We start from the raw sequence: 13,546 nt of genomic DNA, 5'->3' as shown, positions 1-13,546 counted from the left end.
GCGGCATCTGCGGATGGAGCACGCGCCTGTGCGCCGGGAGGCGAATCGGGCTCGACCGGGGAGGCGAGTGGCGGGGCGAGGCAGACGGGGCGGGGGCAGGGCGAGGCCGACGGGGCAGAGCGGGACGGACCCGGATGGTGGAACGGCGCAGACCGGCGTGTCACGGCAGGGCTGATGGTGAGGAGCCGTGGCGATATCGCCACGGCTCCTCACCATCAGCCCGTGAACGACACGGAGGCACCTGACCACTCGCCTCCCGATGCACTCGCCGCAGGTAGCCTGTCCTGACGCCTGACGTCGTCGTCCAGACGTCATCACGTGCCGCCCCCACGTCGGACCACCGGAGGTCCCCATGCCCGAGCTCGCCCAGGGCTCCTTCCCGCATCTGCTCTCGCCCCTGGATCTGGGCCCGTTCACCGTGCCGAACCGGCTGGTCATGGGGTCGATGCACGTCGGCCTCGAGGACGAGGCGGCCGACGCCCCGAAGCTCGCCGCGCACCTCGCCGAGCGCGCCCGCGGCGGCGTGGGCCTGATCGTCACCGGCGGGTACTCGCCGAACCTCAGCGGACGCCTCACCCCGCACGGGGCGCAGGTCCGGCCGCGCCGGATGGACGCGCATCGCCTGGTCACCCGGGACGTCCACGAGGCGGGCGGACGCATCGTCCTGCAGCTCCTGCACGCGGGCCGGTACTCCTTCCACCCGCTCGCGGCGGCCCCGTCGGCCGGGAGGTCCCCGATCACCCCCTTCCGCGCGCGCGGCCTCACCCGCGCCGGGGTGCGGCGCACGATCGCCGACTTCGCGCGGGCCGCGCGGGCGGGCGTCGAGGCCGGGTACGACGGCGTCGAGATCATGGGCTCCGAGGGATACCTGCTCAACCAGTTCCTCGCCCCGCGCACCAACCGCCGTCGTGACCGCTTCGGGCGCACGGCCGAGGACCGCCGCGCGGTGCCGCTGGCCGTCGCGATGGCCGTGCGCGAGGCGATCGGTCCGCGCGCCCTGCTCACCTACCGCATCTCACTGCTCGACCTCGTGCCCGAGGGCCAGGACTGGGAGGAGACGCTCGCGCTCGCCCACGCGCTCGAGGAGATCGGCGTCGACGTGCTCTCCACCGGGATCGGCTGGCACGAGGCCCGCGTCCCCACGATCGCGACGTCCGTGCCGTCGGGCGCATTCGTCGAGGTCAGCCGACGGCTCCGCGAGAGCGTCGACGTTCCCGTGGTCGCCTCGAACCGTCTGCACGACCCGCACCTCGCCGAATCCGTGATCGCCGACGGCTCCGCCGACCTCGTCTCCATGGCGCGCCAGCTCCTCGCCGATCCGCAGCTGCCCGCGAAGCTCGCGAGCGGCCGCGAGCGCGAGGTCGTCTCGTGCATCTCCTGCAACCAGGCGTGCCTGGACAAGGTGTTCTCCGGCGAGCGCGCGAGCTGCCTGGTGAACCCGCGGGCCGCCCGCGAGACCGAGCTGACGCTGCTGCCCGTCCCGGTGCCGCGCCGGCGGAAGGTGGCGGTCGTCGGCGGTGGACCGGCGGGCCTGGAGGCCGCCGTCGCCGCGGCGGTGCGCGGCCACGTGGTCACCCTGTTCGAGGCGTCCTCGCAGATCGGGGGCCAGTTCCTGTTCGCCTCGCGCATCCCCGGCAAGGAGGCGTACGCCGAGGCGCTGCGCTCCTGGCAGTCGCGGCTCGTCGCCGAGGGCGTGGACGTCCGGCTCGAGACGCGGCCCGACGCGGGATCGCTGCGCGGCTTCGACGACGTGATCATCGCGACCGGCGTGCGTCCTCGCGTGCTGGATCTTCCCGGATTCGGGACGACGGCCGGACGGACGACGAGCCGGGCCGGGGCCGAGGAGCCCCAGGTGCTGAGCTACGCCCAGCTGCTGTCGATGCCGCGCCACGAGGCCCTCACGGCGGTCGGCGAGCGCGTCGCCATCATCGGCGCCGGAGGCATCGGCGTGGACGTCGCCGAGTTCCTCACCGCTCCCGAACCGTCCCTCACCGAGGACCCGCCCGCCTGGCGCGAGCGCTGGGGCATGGCCGACCCGGCCGCGTTCCGCGGCGGCCTCGCCGCGTCGGCCGCATCGACGCCGTCCTCCATGTCCGCAGCGCGGGCCCCGTCGGCCCTCGCCGTCGCGGCCCCTCCCGCGACGGAGACGCCCTCTTCCGTCCTGACCGATCCCCATGCAGCACCGGCCCGTCCCCGCGAGGTGCACCTGCTCCAGCGCAAGAGCTCGAAGATCGGGAAGGGCCTGGGTCGCACGACCGGCTGGGTGCACCGGGCCGAGCTTCGCCACGCCGGGATCATCGAGCACCGCGGCGTCGCCTATCGCAGCATCGATGCCGCCGGCCTGCACGTCACCGACGGGCAGCCCGAGGAACGGCCCGATGACCAGCCCGGAAGTCGGAGCGAGAACCGGGTCGAAGGACAGGATCCGGAGGCACGGGAGAGTGTGATCGCCGTGGACACCGTCGTGATCTGCGCGGGCCAGGTCTCCGAGCGCACCCTCGCCGACGAGCTGCTCGCCCTGCAGGGCGAGGACGCGCCGCGCGTGCACGTCATCGGCGGGGCCGACGTCGCCGCCGAGCTCGACGCCGAGCGCGCCATCCGCCAGGCCGTCGAGACCGCCGCCGCGCTCTGAGAGCGGCGGCGCCCGAACGAGCGCGGTCGGGTCAGGCGAGTGCGGCCGAGCCCGGCGCGCGGTGGTGCCCCGGCAGGCACGCCCGCCTCTTGCTACCGTGCTGATCGGCGCTCTCGCGCCGCATCCCGAATCCGTGGAGGAGTCCCCCATGCCCGCTGCCGCCTCCCCGCGGATCGTCCTCACCGACTTCGACGGCACCTTCGCCGACCACGGCGTGGTGCCCGAGTCCCACATCGAGGCGACCCGCCGGGCCCGCGCGAACGGGCACACGGTGCTGCTGAGCACGGGGCGTGCGATCTGCATGGTGCCGCGCGCGGTGCGCGAGCTCTTCGACGGCGCGATCACGGGCGCCGGAGCGGTCGTCGAGATCGGCGGCGAGCGCCTGTGCGACCACCTGGTGCCCGAAAACGTCGGCCGGCGCGCGGCAGAAGTGCTGCTGGGCCATGGCGTCGGCTTCGCCCTCGAGGCCTCCGACGCGATCTTCACGACCCCGCACACCGCGGAGGTGATGCGGGCGCGGCTCTCCGACGGCGGCCGCGCCGAGCGCAACGCGCGCGAGGTCCTCGCCTCCGTGCAGACCCCGGAGGACCTCACCGCCCACCGCTTCGCGAAGATCTCCGTGTGGGGCAGCCCGGTGCCGATGGAGGTGCTCGCGCGGGAGATCGGACCCGCCCTGCGGCCACTGCCGAACTCCGTGGCGACCGACGACTCCCACGCCGGGGAGCTCCAGCTGGTCGACGTCGACAAGGCCGACGGCATGCGGCTGATCCTCGCGCACCTGGGGGCCGACGTCTCCGCCGCGATCGCCGTGGGCGACGGCATGAACGACCTGGGCATGCTCGAGGCCGCCGGCACCGCGGTCGCGATCGACGGCGGAGCCTCGGCCCTGCTCGAGCACGCCGACCTCGTGGTGCCGCCCCCGAGCGAGAACGGCTTCGCCCTCGCCCTCGAACGGCTCGGACTGCTCTGACCGCCGGGCCCGTCGGCCCCTGCACCTCATCCCCTCCCCCGCCCCGTCCACCGAAAGGACCGGCCCATGCGCCCGCTGCACCTCGAGAACGCGACCGTGATGGTGACCGGCGCGAGCTCCGGCCTGGGCGTCGAGTTCGCCCACCAGCTGGCCGCCCGTGGCGCCGACCTCGTGCTCGTCGCCCGCCGCGCCGACCGCCTCGCCGAGGTCGCCTCGCAGATCGGCTCCGCGCACGGCGTCACCGTCACGACGCTGACCATGGATCTCTCGCGCGAGGGCGCCGCGGCCGCGCTGCGCCGCGACCTCACTCAGCGCGGCATCACTCTCACCGGGCTCGTGAACAACGCGGGCTTCGGGTACTCCGGCGCCCTGCACCGGGTCGACGAGGAGCGCACCCTCGAGATGGTGCGCCTGAACGTCGACGCGCTCGTGGACCTCACCACGACGTTCCTCCCGGACCTGCGGGCGAGCGGGAACGGGATCCTCGTGAACCTCGCGAGCCTCGCCGCCTTCCAGCCGAACCCCGGCCTCGCCGTCTACGGCGCCTCGAAGGCTTTCGTCCTGAACTTCACGCAGGCGCTGTGGGAGGAGTCGCGCTCCGCCGGTCTGCGCGTGCTCGCCCTCTGCCCCGGCCCCGCGAAGACCGAGTTCTTCGAGGTCGCGGGCGAGGCCGCCGCGGCGGGCCTGCCGCGCATGGAGCCCGACGAGGTCGTCGAGGCCGCCCTCAAGGCTCTCTCCCGGCGCCACCCGCCGTCGACCGTGGTGCCGGGGATGGCGAACACCGCGATGGCGCAGCTGACGCGTCGCGTGCTGCCCACGCGTCTGGTGGCCTCCACCGTGGGCCGGATGATGCGGCGCGGCGAGGCACGCGGAGAGGCGCGCGGCCAGGAGCGTTGACCCTCCCCTCGGGTCAGGGACCAGCGTGCGGGGTGCGGGAGATCCCCGCACCGGAGAATCCGGAGCATCACGCCCGGGCGCACCGCCCGGCACGACGAGGAGCCGCACGATGGGAACCGACGGACGGGACGCTCGCGGACGCATCGCACCCGAGGACTTCCTCGGCATCGGGGAGCTGGCGCGACGCAGCGGGCTCAGCCCGAAGGCGCTGCGTCTGTACGACGCCTCCGACCTGCTGCCGCCGCGGCACGTGGACCCGTTCACCGGGTACCGACGCTACGGCGCGGACCAGGTCGGGCGTGCCCTGCTCATCGCCCGTCTGCGGGGACTCGGCATGGGGCTCGAGCGGATCCGCGTGATCTGCGACCTCCCCGCCGACGCCGCCGGCCAGGAGCTGCGCTCCTGGTGGCTGCAGGAGCAGGCCGATGCCCGCACCCGCAGCACCGAGGTGGCCTCGCTGCTCACGGACCTCCGGACGCTCCCGACGGAGGAGAGTCCCATGACCACCGACCACACCGAACGCACCGCGCACACAGGGCACCCCGCGCACCCCGCGCACCCCGCGCACCCCGACGAGCGCAGCGCGACCGCATCCGCCGCCGTCCGCATCGCGCACGTCCTCGAGCAGGGCGGCGTGCGCGCGACGCAGCAGGACGCCGTGCACGTCCAGGACCTGCCGGGCGGCCGTCTCCTGCTCGCGATCGCCGACGGCTTCGGGGCCGACGACGACCTCTCCGGCCGCCTGCTCGACGCACTCGGCGAGGGCCTGCGCACGGCCCTCGACAGCGGCGCGGACGGGCCTCCCGCCTCCGATGTCCTCGCCGCGCTCGAGTCCGCGTGGGCCGCGCTCCCGGATCTGCTCCCGGCCGACGGCGCCTCCGGCGCGGCCCTCCTCGCGGCGGTCCTCGACGGGAAGCGCCTCGTGCTCGCCCATCTCGGGGACGGCCGGGCCCTGCTCGTGCGCGAGGGGCACGTAGAGCCGCTGACCAGGGATCACACGCAGGTCGCGTCGCTGGTGGCAGCGGGGCGGCTGACCGAGGAGGAGGCCGCGGCGGATCCCCGGCGCGCCGTGCTGAACCGCGCGCTCGCTGCCGGTGCTCCCACGGCGCCCGATCTCATCGTGCGCACGCTCATCGCGGGCGACCGGCTGGTGCTCACGAGCGACGGGATCCACGCGGTCCTGACCCCGGAGGCGCTCGGCGAGTCGCTGCTCGCCGGCTCCTCCTCGGAGCGGACGGTCCAGGACATCGCGCGTCGGACGCTCGAGGCGGGCGCTCCGGACAATCTCGCCGCGATCGTCGCCGACCTCGGCTGAGCGGGCGCGCGGCCGACGCCGCGCGCGCACGAGGCCGGCGCGGCCCCGCGCTCACCCCTGCTTCTGGGCGTCCTGCAGGACCTCCTTGGCGATGGGTCCGGCGGTGGTCGCACCGTAGCCGCCGTCCTCGACGAAGGCCGCCACGACCACATCGCCCTGGGCGACGACGACCCACGAGTGCAGCTTGTCGTCCCCGTTCTCGTCGGTCCACTCGGCGGTGCCGGTCTTACCGATGATCTGGTCGCCCTTCACATCCCCGAAGGTGCTCTTGAGCGTCCCCTCGGTGACCACGCCGTGGAGCATGTCCTGCAGCTGGGAGGTCTCGTCCTTCGTCAGCGGGTTGTCGACATCGGGGGCCTTCGAGTCGTCGTCCGCGAGGATGCGGGGACGCACGGTGGAGCCGTTCTGGATGCTCGAGAGCACGGTCGCCATGCTCAGCGGCGAGGTGAGCACGCGGCCCTGGCCCATCATGTCCGCGGCGTGCTCGACGCCCGAGTCGTCGGGGTCGACCTTCCCCATGAACGCGCTGCTGAGGCCCTCGGGCGCGTCCTGGCCGATGCCCAGTGTGGTCGCGGCGTCGGCCAGCTTCTTCTGGGAGACCGTGTCGTACTGCAGAAGCATCGCCGTGTTGCAGGAATGGGCGATCGCGGTGGCCAGGGACATCTTCCCGAACAGGCTCTTGTCCATCGAGTCGGCGTTCTTGAAGGACCGCCCCTCGACGCTCGCGGTCGCGGGGCACTCGACGGACGTATCGGGGGTGTCGCCCGCGCGCAGCAGGGACAGCGCGGTCACGGTCTTGAACGTCGAGCCCGGCGCGTACTGGCCCACGAGGCCCACCGGGTAGGACTGACCCGTCGGACCGAGCGCGGAGGCCAGGACGTCACCGGTCGATGGCTGCATGACGACGACGGCGCTCGCGGAGTCCTGGTCCGCGATGGCCTCGGTGGCCTTCTTCTGCAGGTCGGTGTCGAGGGTGGTCTGCACGTCCTTGCCGGCGGTCGCGTCCGTCGCGTGGAGCTTCCGCTCCTTGCCGGTCTTCGCGTCCGCCGCGACGACCTCGACGCCAAGGGTGCCGACGAGGGCGTCGCGCTCGGCCGCGGCGACCCCGCCGCTGCCCACCATGTCGCCCTCGACGATCTTCCCGTCGGACTCATCGATGTCCTCCTTCGTGGCCTCGCGCAGGGAGCCGAGGACACCCGGCGCGAAGTCCTTGGTGACCGCGAGCGGCTGGGTCTCCTTCTCCTCGTGGTACCCGGGGACGTCGGCCGCCTTCCCCAGCGGGTAGTCGTCCACGGCGCTCTCGCGGATCGTGAGGGCGGGGACGAAGGCCTTCTCCCCCGCGCTCTTCACGGAGGCGGCGAAGGTGTCGGCGTCGATGCCGAGGAGATCGGCGAGCTTCTTCGCGGCGTCCTGCTGCTGGTCGGCGTCGACCTGGGTCTTGTCGATGCCGAGCACACGGACCTCGCGCGGGCCGTAGAGGTCGTCGCCGTCGCGGTCGGTGATCGAGCCGAGGTCCCCCTGGACGGTGCGCAGCGAGACGGTCTCGTCGGCCGTGAGATCAGGGGCGAGCTCGGAGGGATCCAGGCTCGTCGCCCAGGTGTCCCCGTCCTCGGTGAGGGTCGCGGTGGTGGTGTAGTCCCAGGTCCCGGCGTCGTGCGGGAGGGTCCAGCTCCAGTCGAGGGTCGCCGTGCGCGTCCCGTCGTCCCCCTTCTCGACCTTCGAGACGTCGACGCTGGGTGCCTTCCCGGTGGCGTCCTGGAGGTCGCCGAGGGCTTTCTCGCGCTCCTTCTTCGCGCCGGCGGCATCGGTGCCCGTGAGCGTCACGCCGCTGAAGTCACCGCTCGCGAGGGCCGTGGCCAGCGCCTTCGCCTCCTTCGACCCGTCGCCCGCGCGATCGCGGACGATGAAGAAGGCGGCGATCAGGGCGAGGACCACCACGGCGGAGATCCCCGCGATGATCGGCCCGCGACGACGGCGGGTGGGTGCGGGCTCGGAGGGTGAGGAAGCAGACGCCATGCGGCCCATCGTCCTGCACCCTGCTGGGATCCGTCCACAGATGCACAGGACCTGCACGGCGCGGCGGATAGGTTGGAGGCGTGAGCGACCCCCAGCCGCCCCTCCGGTCCGCCGCCCTCCGGGCGGCGGTGCCCGTGGCGGCGCGCGCGATCGTCGGGACCCGTCGGCTCGTGCTGGCCGACGCGCTGGTCGGGATCACGCTCACCCTCGTCCTCGCGGTGCCCCTGGCCTCGGTCATCTCCATCGGCCTCTGGGGGGATCAGCTCACCGGCGAGCCCACCGGCAATCCCGACGACGGGGTCGGAGTGTTCCTCGCCTGGCTCGGCATGAGCCTGCTGGCCCTGGTCCTCGCAGCGCTCCTGGCGATCGCGGCGCTCGTGCTCGACATCCTGGTGCTGATCCGCACCCTCGAGCTCACCACCGGGCGCCTCGGAGCGGTGGTGCGCGGGGGTCGCCGACTGCTGTTCGCGCTGCTCGGCGCCTGCGGGATCGTCACGACCCCCGTCCTCGGCCTGCTCTGCCTGGTGCCCTCGCCGGTGCTCGGACCCGGGACGGCGACCGACTCCGTGCTGCTCGTCCTGCTGGGTCTCGCGTTCGTCGCGCCGATCATGTGCCGCCTGCTCATGATCGCGTCCTCCCACGAGCTGGCGATCGTCGGCCTCGCGGCGCCGCCGCGGGGGCGGCAGATCACCGCGGGCCCGCATCCCTAGACCGGAACCCGAGGATCCGCACCTGGACCGGCACCCTAGACTCGGGCCATGCCCCGCGTGCTGCACACCGCCCAGGCTCTCGTGGACCTCGTCGTCGAGGTGCCCGCGCTGCCGCCGCGCGGCGGCAACGTCAACGCCGCCGACGCCCATCGCTTCGCCGGCGGCGCGGTGAACATCCTGGTCGCGGCAGCCCGCGCCGGCGCCGAGGCCGTCCATGGCGGCGCCCATGGCACCGGACCGAACGGGGACCTGGTGCGCGAGGCCCTCGCGGCCGACGGGGTCGCTCTCGCGACCGGGCCGATCGCGGACAAGGACACCGCCGAGTGCATCGTCCTGGTCGAGCCGAGCGCCGAGCGCACCTTCGTCACCGGCTACGGCGCCGAGCGGCGCATCACCGCGGCCTCCCTCTCCCGGCTGGACCCGCAGCCCGGCGATCTGCTGTGCCTCTCGGGCTACAGCTTCTTCGCGCCCACCCGCGACCCGCTCCTGGAGTGGCTCGAGCAGATCCCGGACGGGGTCGAGGTCGTGCTGGACCCCGGTGCGCCCTTCGCCTCCTTCGACGAGGAGCTGCGCGAGCGCGTGCTGCGGCTCGTGACCGTGTGGACCTCGAACGCGGACGAGGCGCTCGCGCTCACCGACCGCGACGGCCTCGAGGACACCCCGGAGGCGCTCCACCGGCGGATCCGCCCGGGCGGCGTCGTGATCGTGCGCGACGGGAAGCGCGGCTGCACCGTGTTCCACCACGGCCGCGGCACCTCGCTCCCCGGATTCCCGCAGACCCCCGTGGACACCAACGGCGCGGGCGATACCCACACCGGCGTGCTGCTCGCGGAGCGCGCCCTCGGTGCGGACTGGGAGACCGCGGCGACCCGCGCGAACGCCGCCGCGGCGATCAAGGTGACCCGGCGCGGGCCCGCGACCGCGCCCACGCGCGCCGAGGTCGACGCCTTCCTCGCGTGAGCGGGTTCCTCGCGTGAGCGGACGCGCGGGCTGCGTGACGGGACGGGCGGGCGGACGGCGCAGGCGGGCGGAGCGATCCCGGCTGAGCGCGTCGGCCGACCGGCGCTCCCGCCGGCCGGACGCACTCAGGTTCTGTGGAGTGGGACACGTTACGATGGCGTAGCCCGATCGCGGACGCACGCGTAGGCAGCCCCCACTCTCGACATCCTCCGCGGTGCTGACGCGCCGTCGGCCCTCGCGCGCCGAGGTGACGCTCCTCGCCGCGGACGCCTCACCGGCCCGCCCACCGCACGCCCATCGCCCCACGCCACATCACGTCACCACGCCCCGTCGCCCATCACGCGACCACGCCACCACGTCCTCGAGGAGGAGCACCCATGGCGGCACAGCCCGACCTCCATGCGTCGTCCCCGCGCACCCTCACCCTGCACGACTTCACCGCCACCTCGATCACCGGCGAGGAGGTGCCGCTCGAGCGGTACCGCGGGCAGCTCGTGCTCGTGGTGAACACGGCCTCTCGCTGCCTGTTCACCCCGCAGCTGCGCGACCTCGAGGACCTGCACCGCAGGCACCACCACCAGGGCTTCTCCGTCCTCGGCTTCCCCTCGGACCAGTTCCACCAGGAGCTCGAGGGGGACGAGCAGATCGAGGTGTTCTGCTCCGACAACTTCGACGTCACCTTCCCGATGTTCTCGACGGTGAAGGTCAACGGCCCCGAGGCGCACCCGGTGTTCTCGTGGCTGCAGACGCAGAAGGGCGGCCTCATCGGCGGCCGCATCAGCTGGAACTTCACGAAGTTCCTCGTCTCGCCCGAGGGCCGGGTACTGCGCCGCTACGCGCCGCCCGTGCCGCCCTCGCGCATCGAGCGCCGCATCCGCGAGGAGCTCGGGGCCGGGGTCGACGGGGCCTGACGCGACCTGGGCCGATCTCCTCCCCACTGGTAGCGTGACCTGAGTCCCATCCGGCGCGATCGCGCCGGATGCACACGCACAACGAGAGGGGATCCCATGGAGGGGGCCATCGCCGTCCTCATCGTGATCGTCGTCCTGGTGGTCGTCCTGGCCATCCTTGCGGCGCTTCTGTTCGGGGGCCTGCGCACCAGCATCATGTTCACGGTGCACACGCAGGAGAACGTGATCGTCGAGCGCTTCGGGAAGTTCAAGCGCGTCGCCACGCCCGGCCTGAACGTCAAGGCGCCGTTCGTCGATTCCACGACCCGGCCGATCTCGCTGCGCATCCAGCAGCTCGAGGTCAACATCGAGTCCAAGACCAAGGACAACGTGTTCGTGACGGTGCCGGTCGCGGTGCAGTACGTCATCAAGGAGGACCAGGTCGTCGACGCCTATTACCGGCTGTCGAACCCTGAGAACCAGATCCGGTCCTATGTCTTCGACACGGTGCGCTCGGCGCTCTCGGGCCTCGAGCTCGACGCGGCCTTCGAGTCGAAGGACGACATCGCCCGCAGCGTCGAGAACACGCTGAGCGAGCGCATGCGCGAGTTCGGCTTCAACATCGTCAACACCCTGGTCCAGGACATCTCTCCCGACCAGCGCGTGCGCGACTCGATGAACTCGATCAACGCCGCCCAGCGCGACCGCGTCGCCGCGCAGTCCCTCGCCGAGGCCGACAAGATCAAGCGCGTCACCCAGGCCGAGGCGGAGGCCGAGTCCAAGCGCCTGCAGGGTGAGGGCGTCGCCGCGCAGCGCAAGGCGATCGCCATGGGCATCGCCGAGCAGTACGAGATGCTGCGCAAGGTGGGCATCGAGTCCAGCGCGGAGCAGCTGCTGCTGATGACGCAGTACTTCGACACCATGCAGGACGTGGCCCGCAACGGCCGCTCCAACGTGCTGTTCCTGCCCTCGAACCCCGGCACCGTCGGGTCGATGGGCGACGAGATCCGCACCGCGATGCTCCAGGCGCAGGCCGCGCAGGATGCCTCGGACGCCGGCGCGGGCGACGCCTCCGCGGAGGCCGACGAGAGCCGCCGTCAGCGCGCCGAGGCCGCCCGTCGGGCAGCCGCTCAGCGGGCCCAGGAGGCCAAGGCCGACGCCCAGCGCGCCGCGCAGAACGCGCAGCAGCAGGCGCAGGGGAACGGCGGCCAGGGCGGCCAGCAGCCGCCGTGGGCGCACCCCGGCCAGCAGGGCTGATACGACGGGAGCGGGTCCGCGCCGCCCGCTCCGCCCCGGTCGCGGATCCGGTATCCCACCGGGGCGAGCATTCGGCGTAGCAGGAGGTCGGGTCGCGTGCCATATGGCGCGTGGCCCGACCTCCTGCTACGTGAAGTGCACGCCCTGCCTGGATGGAGACGGCCCCGCCGCGCAACCTCCCCTTCTACCGCCGGCTCGGATACGAGGTCGTCCACGAGGCGCCCTTCGCCGGCGGCACGACGACCATGACCCGACTGGTGCGCGACACAATGGCCCCATGACACCGTCGTCCATCGAGCCGACCGCGCCCCTCTCCCGACCCAACCTGATCCTGGTCTGCGTCGACCAGATGCGCGCCGACGCGCTGGGGATCAGCGGCAACGAGCACATCGACACCCCGTACCTCGATCAGCTCGCGCGCGGAGGCTTCCGCTTCACCAAGGCCTACTCGGCGACCCCCACGTGCGTTCCCGCGCGGGTCGCGCTGCTGACGGGCAAGAGCCAGGAGGCGCACGGCCGTTACGGGTACCGCGAGGGGATCGACTTCCCCGCCGCGTATCCCACGACCCTCCCCTCCGCCCTGCACGATGCCGGCTACCAGACCTACGGCGTGGGGAAGATGCACGTCTTCCCAGAGCGCGCGCGATGCGGCTTCGACGACGTCCTCCTGCACGACGGCTTCCTGCACACCTCGCGCAGGCTCTCGTCCGGCCCGTCGGGCGCGATCGACGACTACGTCGATTGGCTGCGCCGGGCGACCGGTGATCCGCGCGCCGACTACCAGGACACGGGGATCGGCTGCAACGCGATGACCGCGCGACCGTGGGAGCGCGAGGAGCGGCTGCACCCCACCCGCTGGGTGGCCGACGAGTCCTTCCGATTCCTCCAGCGACGGGATCCGACGCGCCCGTTCTTCCTCTACATGGGGTTCCATCGGCCGCACGCGCCCTTCGACCCGCCCGGCTGGCTGTGGGAGAAGTACCGCTCGCGCCCGCAGGTGCGAAGGCCGATGGGCGCATGGGTCTCCCGCTTCGACCGCTTCCGCCGGGACCACGAGGTGGAGGCCGAGTTCGGCGCGCGCAAGGAGTCGGTGCACCAGGACGTGCGCGCCGGATACTTCGGGAGCATCGAGTTCATCGACCTGCAGATCAACAGACTCATGGAGAACCTCAGCGATCTCGGACTGCTGGAGACCACGGCGATCGCCTTCGTCTCCGACCACGGCGAGATGCTCGGCGACCACGACATGTACCGCAAGTCCGTCGCCTACGAGGGATCCGCACACATCCCCTTCCTGCTGCACGTGCCCGCCGCCCTGCGCGAGGACGGGGCTGCGCCGCGCGCCGTCGACGAGATCGTCGAGCTGAGGGATGTCATGCCCACCCTGCTCGACCTCGCCGGCGTCGCGATCCCCGAGGGCATCGACGGGCAGAGCCTGCTCCCGGCGCTGCGGTGCGGGGCCGAGGTCGACTCCGATGCCGATGCCGACGCCCGCCCCGGCACCGACACCGCCGAGCCCGTGCGCGACCACCTGCACGGCGAGCACGTGATCGGCTCCCTCGGCCACCATTCGATGCAGTGGATCCGCACCCCGAGGTTCAAGTACATCTGGTTCTCCGGCGACTGCCACGAGCAGCTCTTCGACCTCGCGGCGGACCCGCACGAGCTCACCGACCTCGCGTCGGACCCCGCCCACGCCGAGGAGCTGTCCCGGCACCGGGAACTGCTGGTCACGGCGCTCACGGGCCGTGAGGAGGGGTACGTCGAGGACGGCCGCCTGGTGCCCGGGCGCACCCCTCGCTCCGAGGCGAGCTGGGTGCGGGAGTTCGCGCGACTGTGAGGGCCCGGAAGCGGTCGCCGAGCCCGCAGGACGGTTCACCGGTCCTCCCCACATCCCGT

Annotated in this window: 11 protein-coding genes; 10 read left to right on the top strand and 1 reads right to left on the bottom strand. The window is 72.9% G+C overall.

The genetic code is table 11. The annotated features are described in order from the left end of the window. The first annotated feature begins 352 nt into the window (after window positions 1–352). The 4 genes from I8D64_RS10110 (at window position 353) to I8D64_RS10095 (ending at window position 5,814) form a co-directional block, all read left to right on the top strand. Window positions 353–2,632: an NADPH-dependent 2,4-dienoyl-CoA reductase gene (locus tag I8D64_RS10110; RefSeq protein WP_200502411.1), complete on the top strand. Its 2,280-nt coding sequence runs from the start codon at window positions 353–355 to the stop codon at window positions 2,630–2,632. A gap of 148 nt (window positions 2,633–2,780) precedes the next feature. Continuing rightward, window positions 2,781–3,602, top strand: coding sequence for an HAD-IIB family hydrolase (locus I8D64_RS10105; protein WP_200502410.1), 822 nt, complete (start codon window positions 2,781–2,783; stop codon window positions 3,600–3,602). A gap of 66 nt (window positions 3,603–3,668) precedes the next feature. Beyond that, window positions 3,669–4,499 carry an SDR family NAD(P)-dependent oxidoreductase gene (locus tag I8D64_RS10100; protein WP_200502409.1) on the top strand — a complete coding sequence of 277 codons (831 nt, stop codon included), beginning with the start codon at window positions 3,669–3,671 and terminating at the stop codon, window positions 4,497–4,499. A gap of 109 nt (window positions 4,500–4,608) precedes the next feature. After that, window positions 4,609–5,814: a MerR family transcriptional regulator gene (locus tag I8D64_RS10095; protein WP_200502407.1), complete on the top strand. Its 1,206-nt coding sequence runs from the start codon at window positions 4,609–4,611 to the stop codon at window positions 5,812–5,814. A 51-nt stretch (window positions 5,815–5,865) separates the two neighbouring features. On the opposite strand, the gene I8D64_RS10090 is transcribed toward I8D64_RS10095, so the two are convergent. Beyond that, entirely contained in the window at window positions 5,866–7,830 is a 1,965-nt protein-coding gene (locus I8D64_RS10090) for a penicillin-binding transpeptidase domain-containing protein (RefSeq protein ID WP_200502405.1), read from the bottom strand. Window positions 7,831–7,910: 80 nt separating this feature from the next. Between I8D64_RS10090 and I8D64_RS10085 the strand changes: the two genes are divergently transcribed. The 6 genes from I8D64_RS10085 (at window position 7,911) to I8D64_RS10065 (ending at window position 13,487) form a co-directional block, all read left to right on the top strand. After that, window positions 7,911–8,540: a hypothetical protein gene (locus I8D64_RS10085; RefSeq protein WP_200502403.1), complete on the top strand. Its 630-nt coding sequence runs from the start codon at window positions 7,911–7,913 to the stop codon at window positions 8,538–8,540. 48 nt (window positions 8,541–8,588) lie between these two features. Further along, on the top strand, window positions 8,589–9,500 hold the full coding sequence (locus I8D64_RS10080) for a PfkB family carbohydrate kinase (RefSeq protein ID WP_200502401.1): 912 nt from the start codon (window positions 8,589–8,591) through the stop codon (window positions 9,498–9,500). Window positions 9,501–9,877: 377 nt separating this feature from the next. Next, complete coding sequence (locus tag I8D64_RS10075; protein ID WP_200502399.1) at window positions 9,878–10,411, top strand: glutathione peroxidase; 534 nt, start codon at window positions 9,878–9,880, stop codon at window positions 10,409–10,411. Between the two features lie 96 nt (window positions 10,412–10,507). Continuing rightward, on the top strand, window positions 10,508–11,647 hold the full coding sequence (locus tag I8D64_RS10070; RefSeq protein WP_200502397.1) for an SPFH domain-containing protein: 1,140 nt from the start codon (window positions 10,508–10,510) through the stop codon (window positions 11,645–11,647). Between the two features lie 152 nt (window positions 11,648–11,799). Beyond that, window positions 11,800–11,928 carry a hypothetical protein gene (locus tag I8D64_RS17620; protein WP_267061763.1) on the top strand — a complete coding sequence of 43 codons (129 nt, stop codon included), beginning with the start codon at window positions 11,800–11,802 and terminating at the stop codon, window positions 11,926–11,928. Continuing rightward, window positions 11,925–13,487 carry an arylsulfatase gene (locus I8D64_RS10065; RefSeq protein WP_200502395.1) on the top strand — a complete coding sequence of 521 codons (1,563 nt, stop codon included), beginning with the start codon at window positions 11,925–11,927 and terminating at the stop codon, window positions 13,485–13,487. Before I8D64_RS17620 ends, I8D64_RS10065 begins: the two co-directional genes overlap by 4 nt. The last annotated feature ends 59 nt before the right edge of the window (window positions 13,488–13,546 follow it).

The sequence above is a fragment of the Brachybacterium halotolerans genome, from assembly GCF_016623465.1.
In the GTDB taxonomy this organism is placed as follows: domain Bacteria; phylum Actinomycetota; class Actinomycetes; order Actinomycetales; family Dermabacteraceae; genus Brachybacterium; species Brachybacterium halotolerans.
The sequence above is the reverse complement of the archived record's forward strand: the minus strand, read 5'-3'. Positions and strand labels throughout refer to the sequence as shown.

Coding starts and splice junctions, on each gene's coding strand:
- I8D64_RS10080 (WP_200502401.1), top strand. CDS start 8,589: ATGCCCCGCGTGCTGCACACCGCCCAGGCTCTCGTGGACCTCGTCGTC.
- I8D64_RS10105 (WP_200502410.1), top strand. CDS start 2,781: ATGCCCGCTGCCGCCTCCCCGCGGATCGTCCTCACCGACTTCGACGGC.
- I8D64_RS10110 (WP_200502411.1), top strand. CDS start 353: ATGCCCGAGCTCGCCCAGGGCTCCTTCCCGCATCTGCTCTCGCCCCTG.
- I8D64_RS10100 (WP_200502409.1), top strand. CDS start 3,669: ATGCGCCCGCTGCACCTCGAGAACGCGACCGTGATGGTGACCGGCGCG.
- I8D64_RS10075 (WP_200502399.1), top strand. CDS start 9,878: ATGGCGGCACAGCCCGACCTCCATGCGTCGTCCCCGCGCACCCTCACC.
- I8D64_RS10065 (WP_200502395.1), top strand. CDS start 11,925: ATGACACCGTCGTCCATCGAGCCGACCGCGCCCCTCTCCCGACCCAAC.
- I8D64_RS10070 (WP_200502397.1), top strand. CDS start 10,508: ATGGAGGGGGCCATCGCCGTCCTCATCGTGATCGTCGTCCTGGTGGTC.
- I8D64_RS10095 (WP_200502407.1), top strand. CDS start 4,609: ATGGGAACCGACGGACGGGACGCTCGCGGACGCATCGCACCCGAGGAC.
- I8D64_RS10090 (WP_200502405.1), bottom strand. CDS start 7,830: ATGGCGTCTGCTTCCTCACCCTCCGAGCCCGCACCCACCCGCCGTCGT.
- I8D64_RS17620 (WP_267061763.1), top strand. CDS start 11,800: ATGGAGACGGCCCCGCCGCGCAACCTCCCCTTCTACCGCCGGCTCGGA.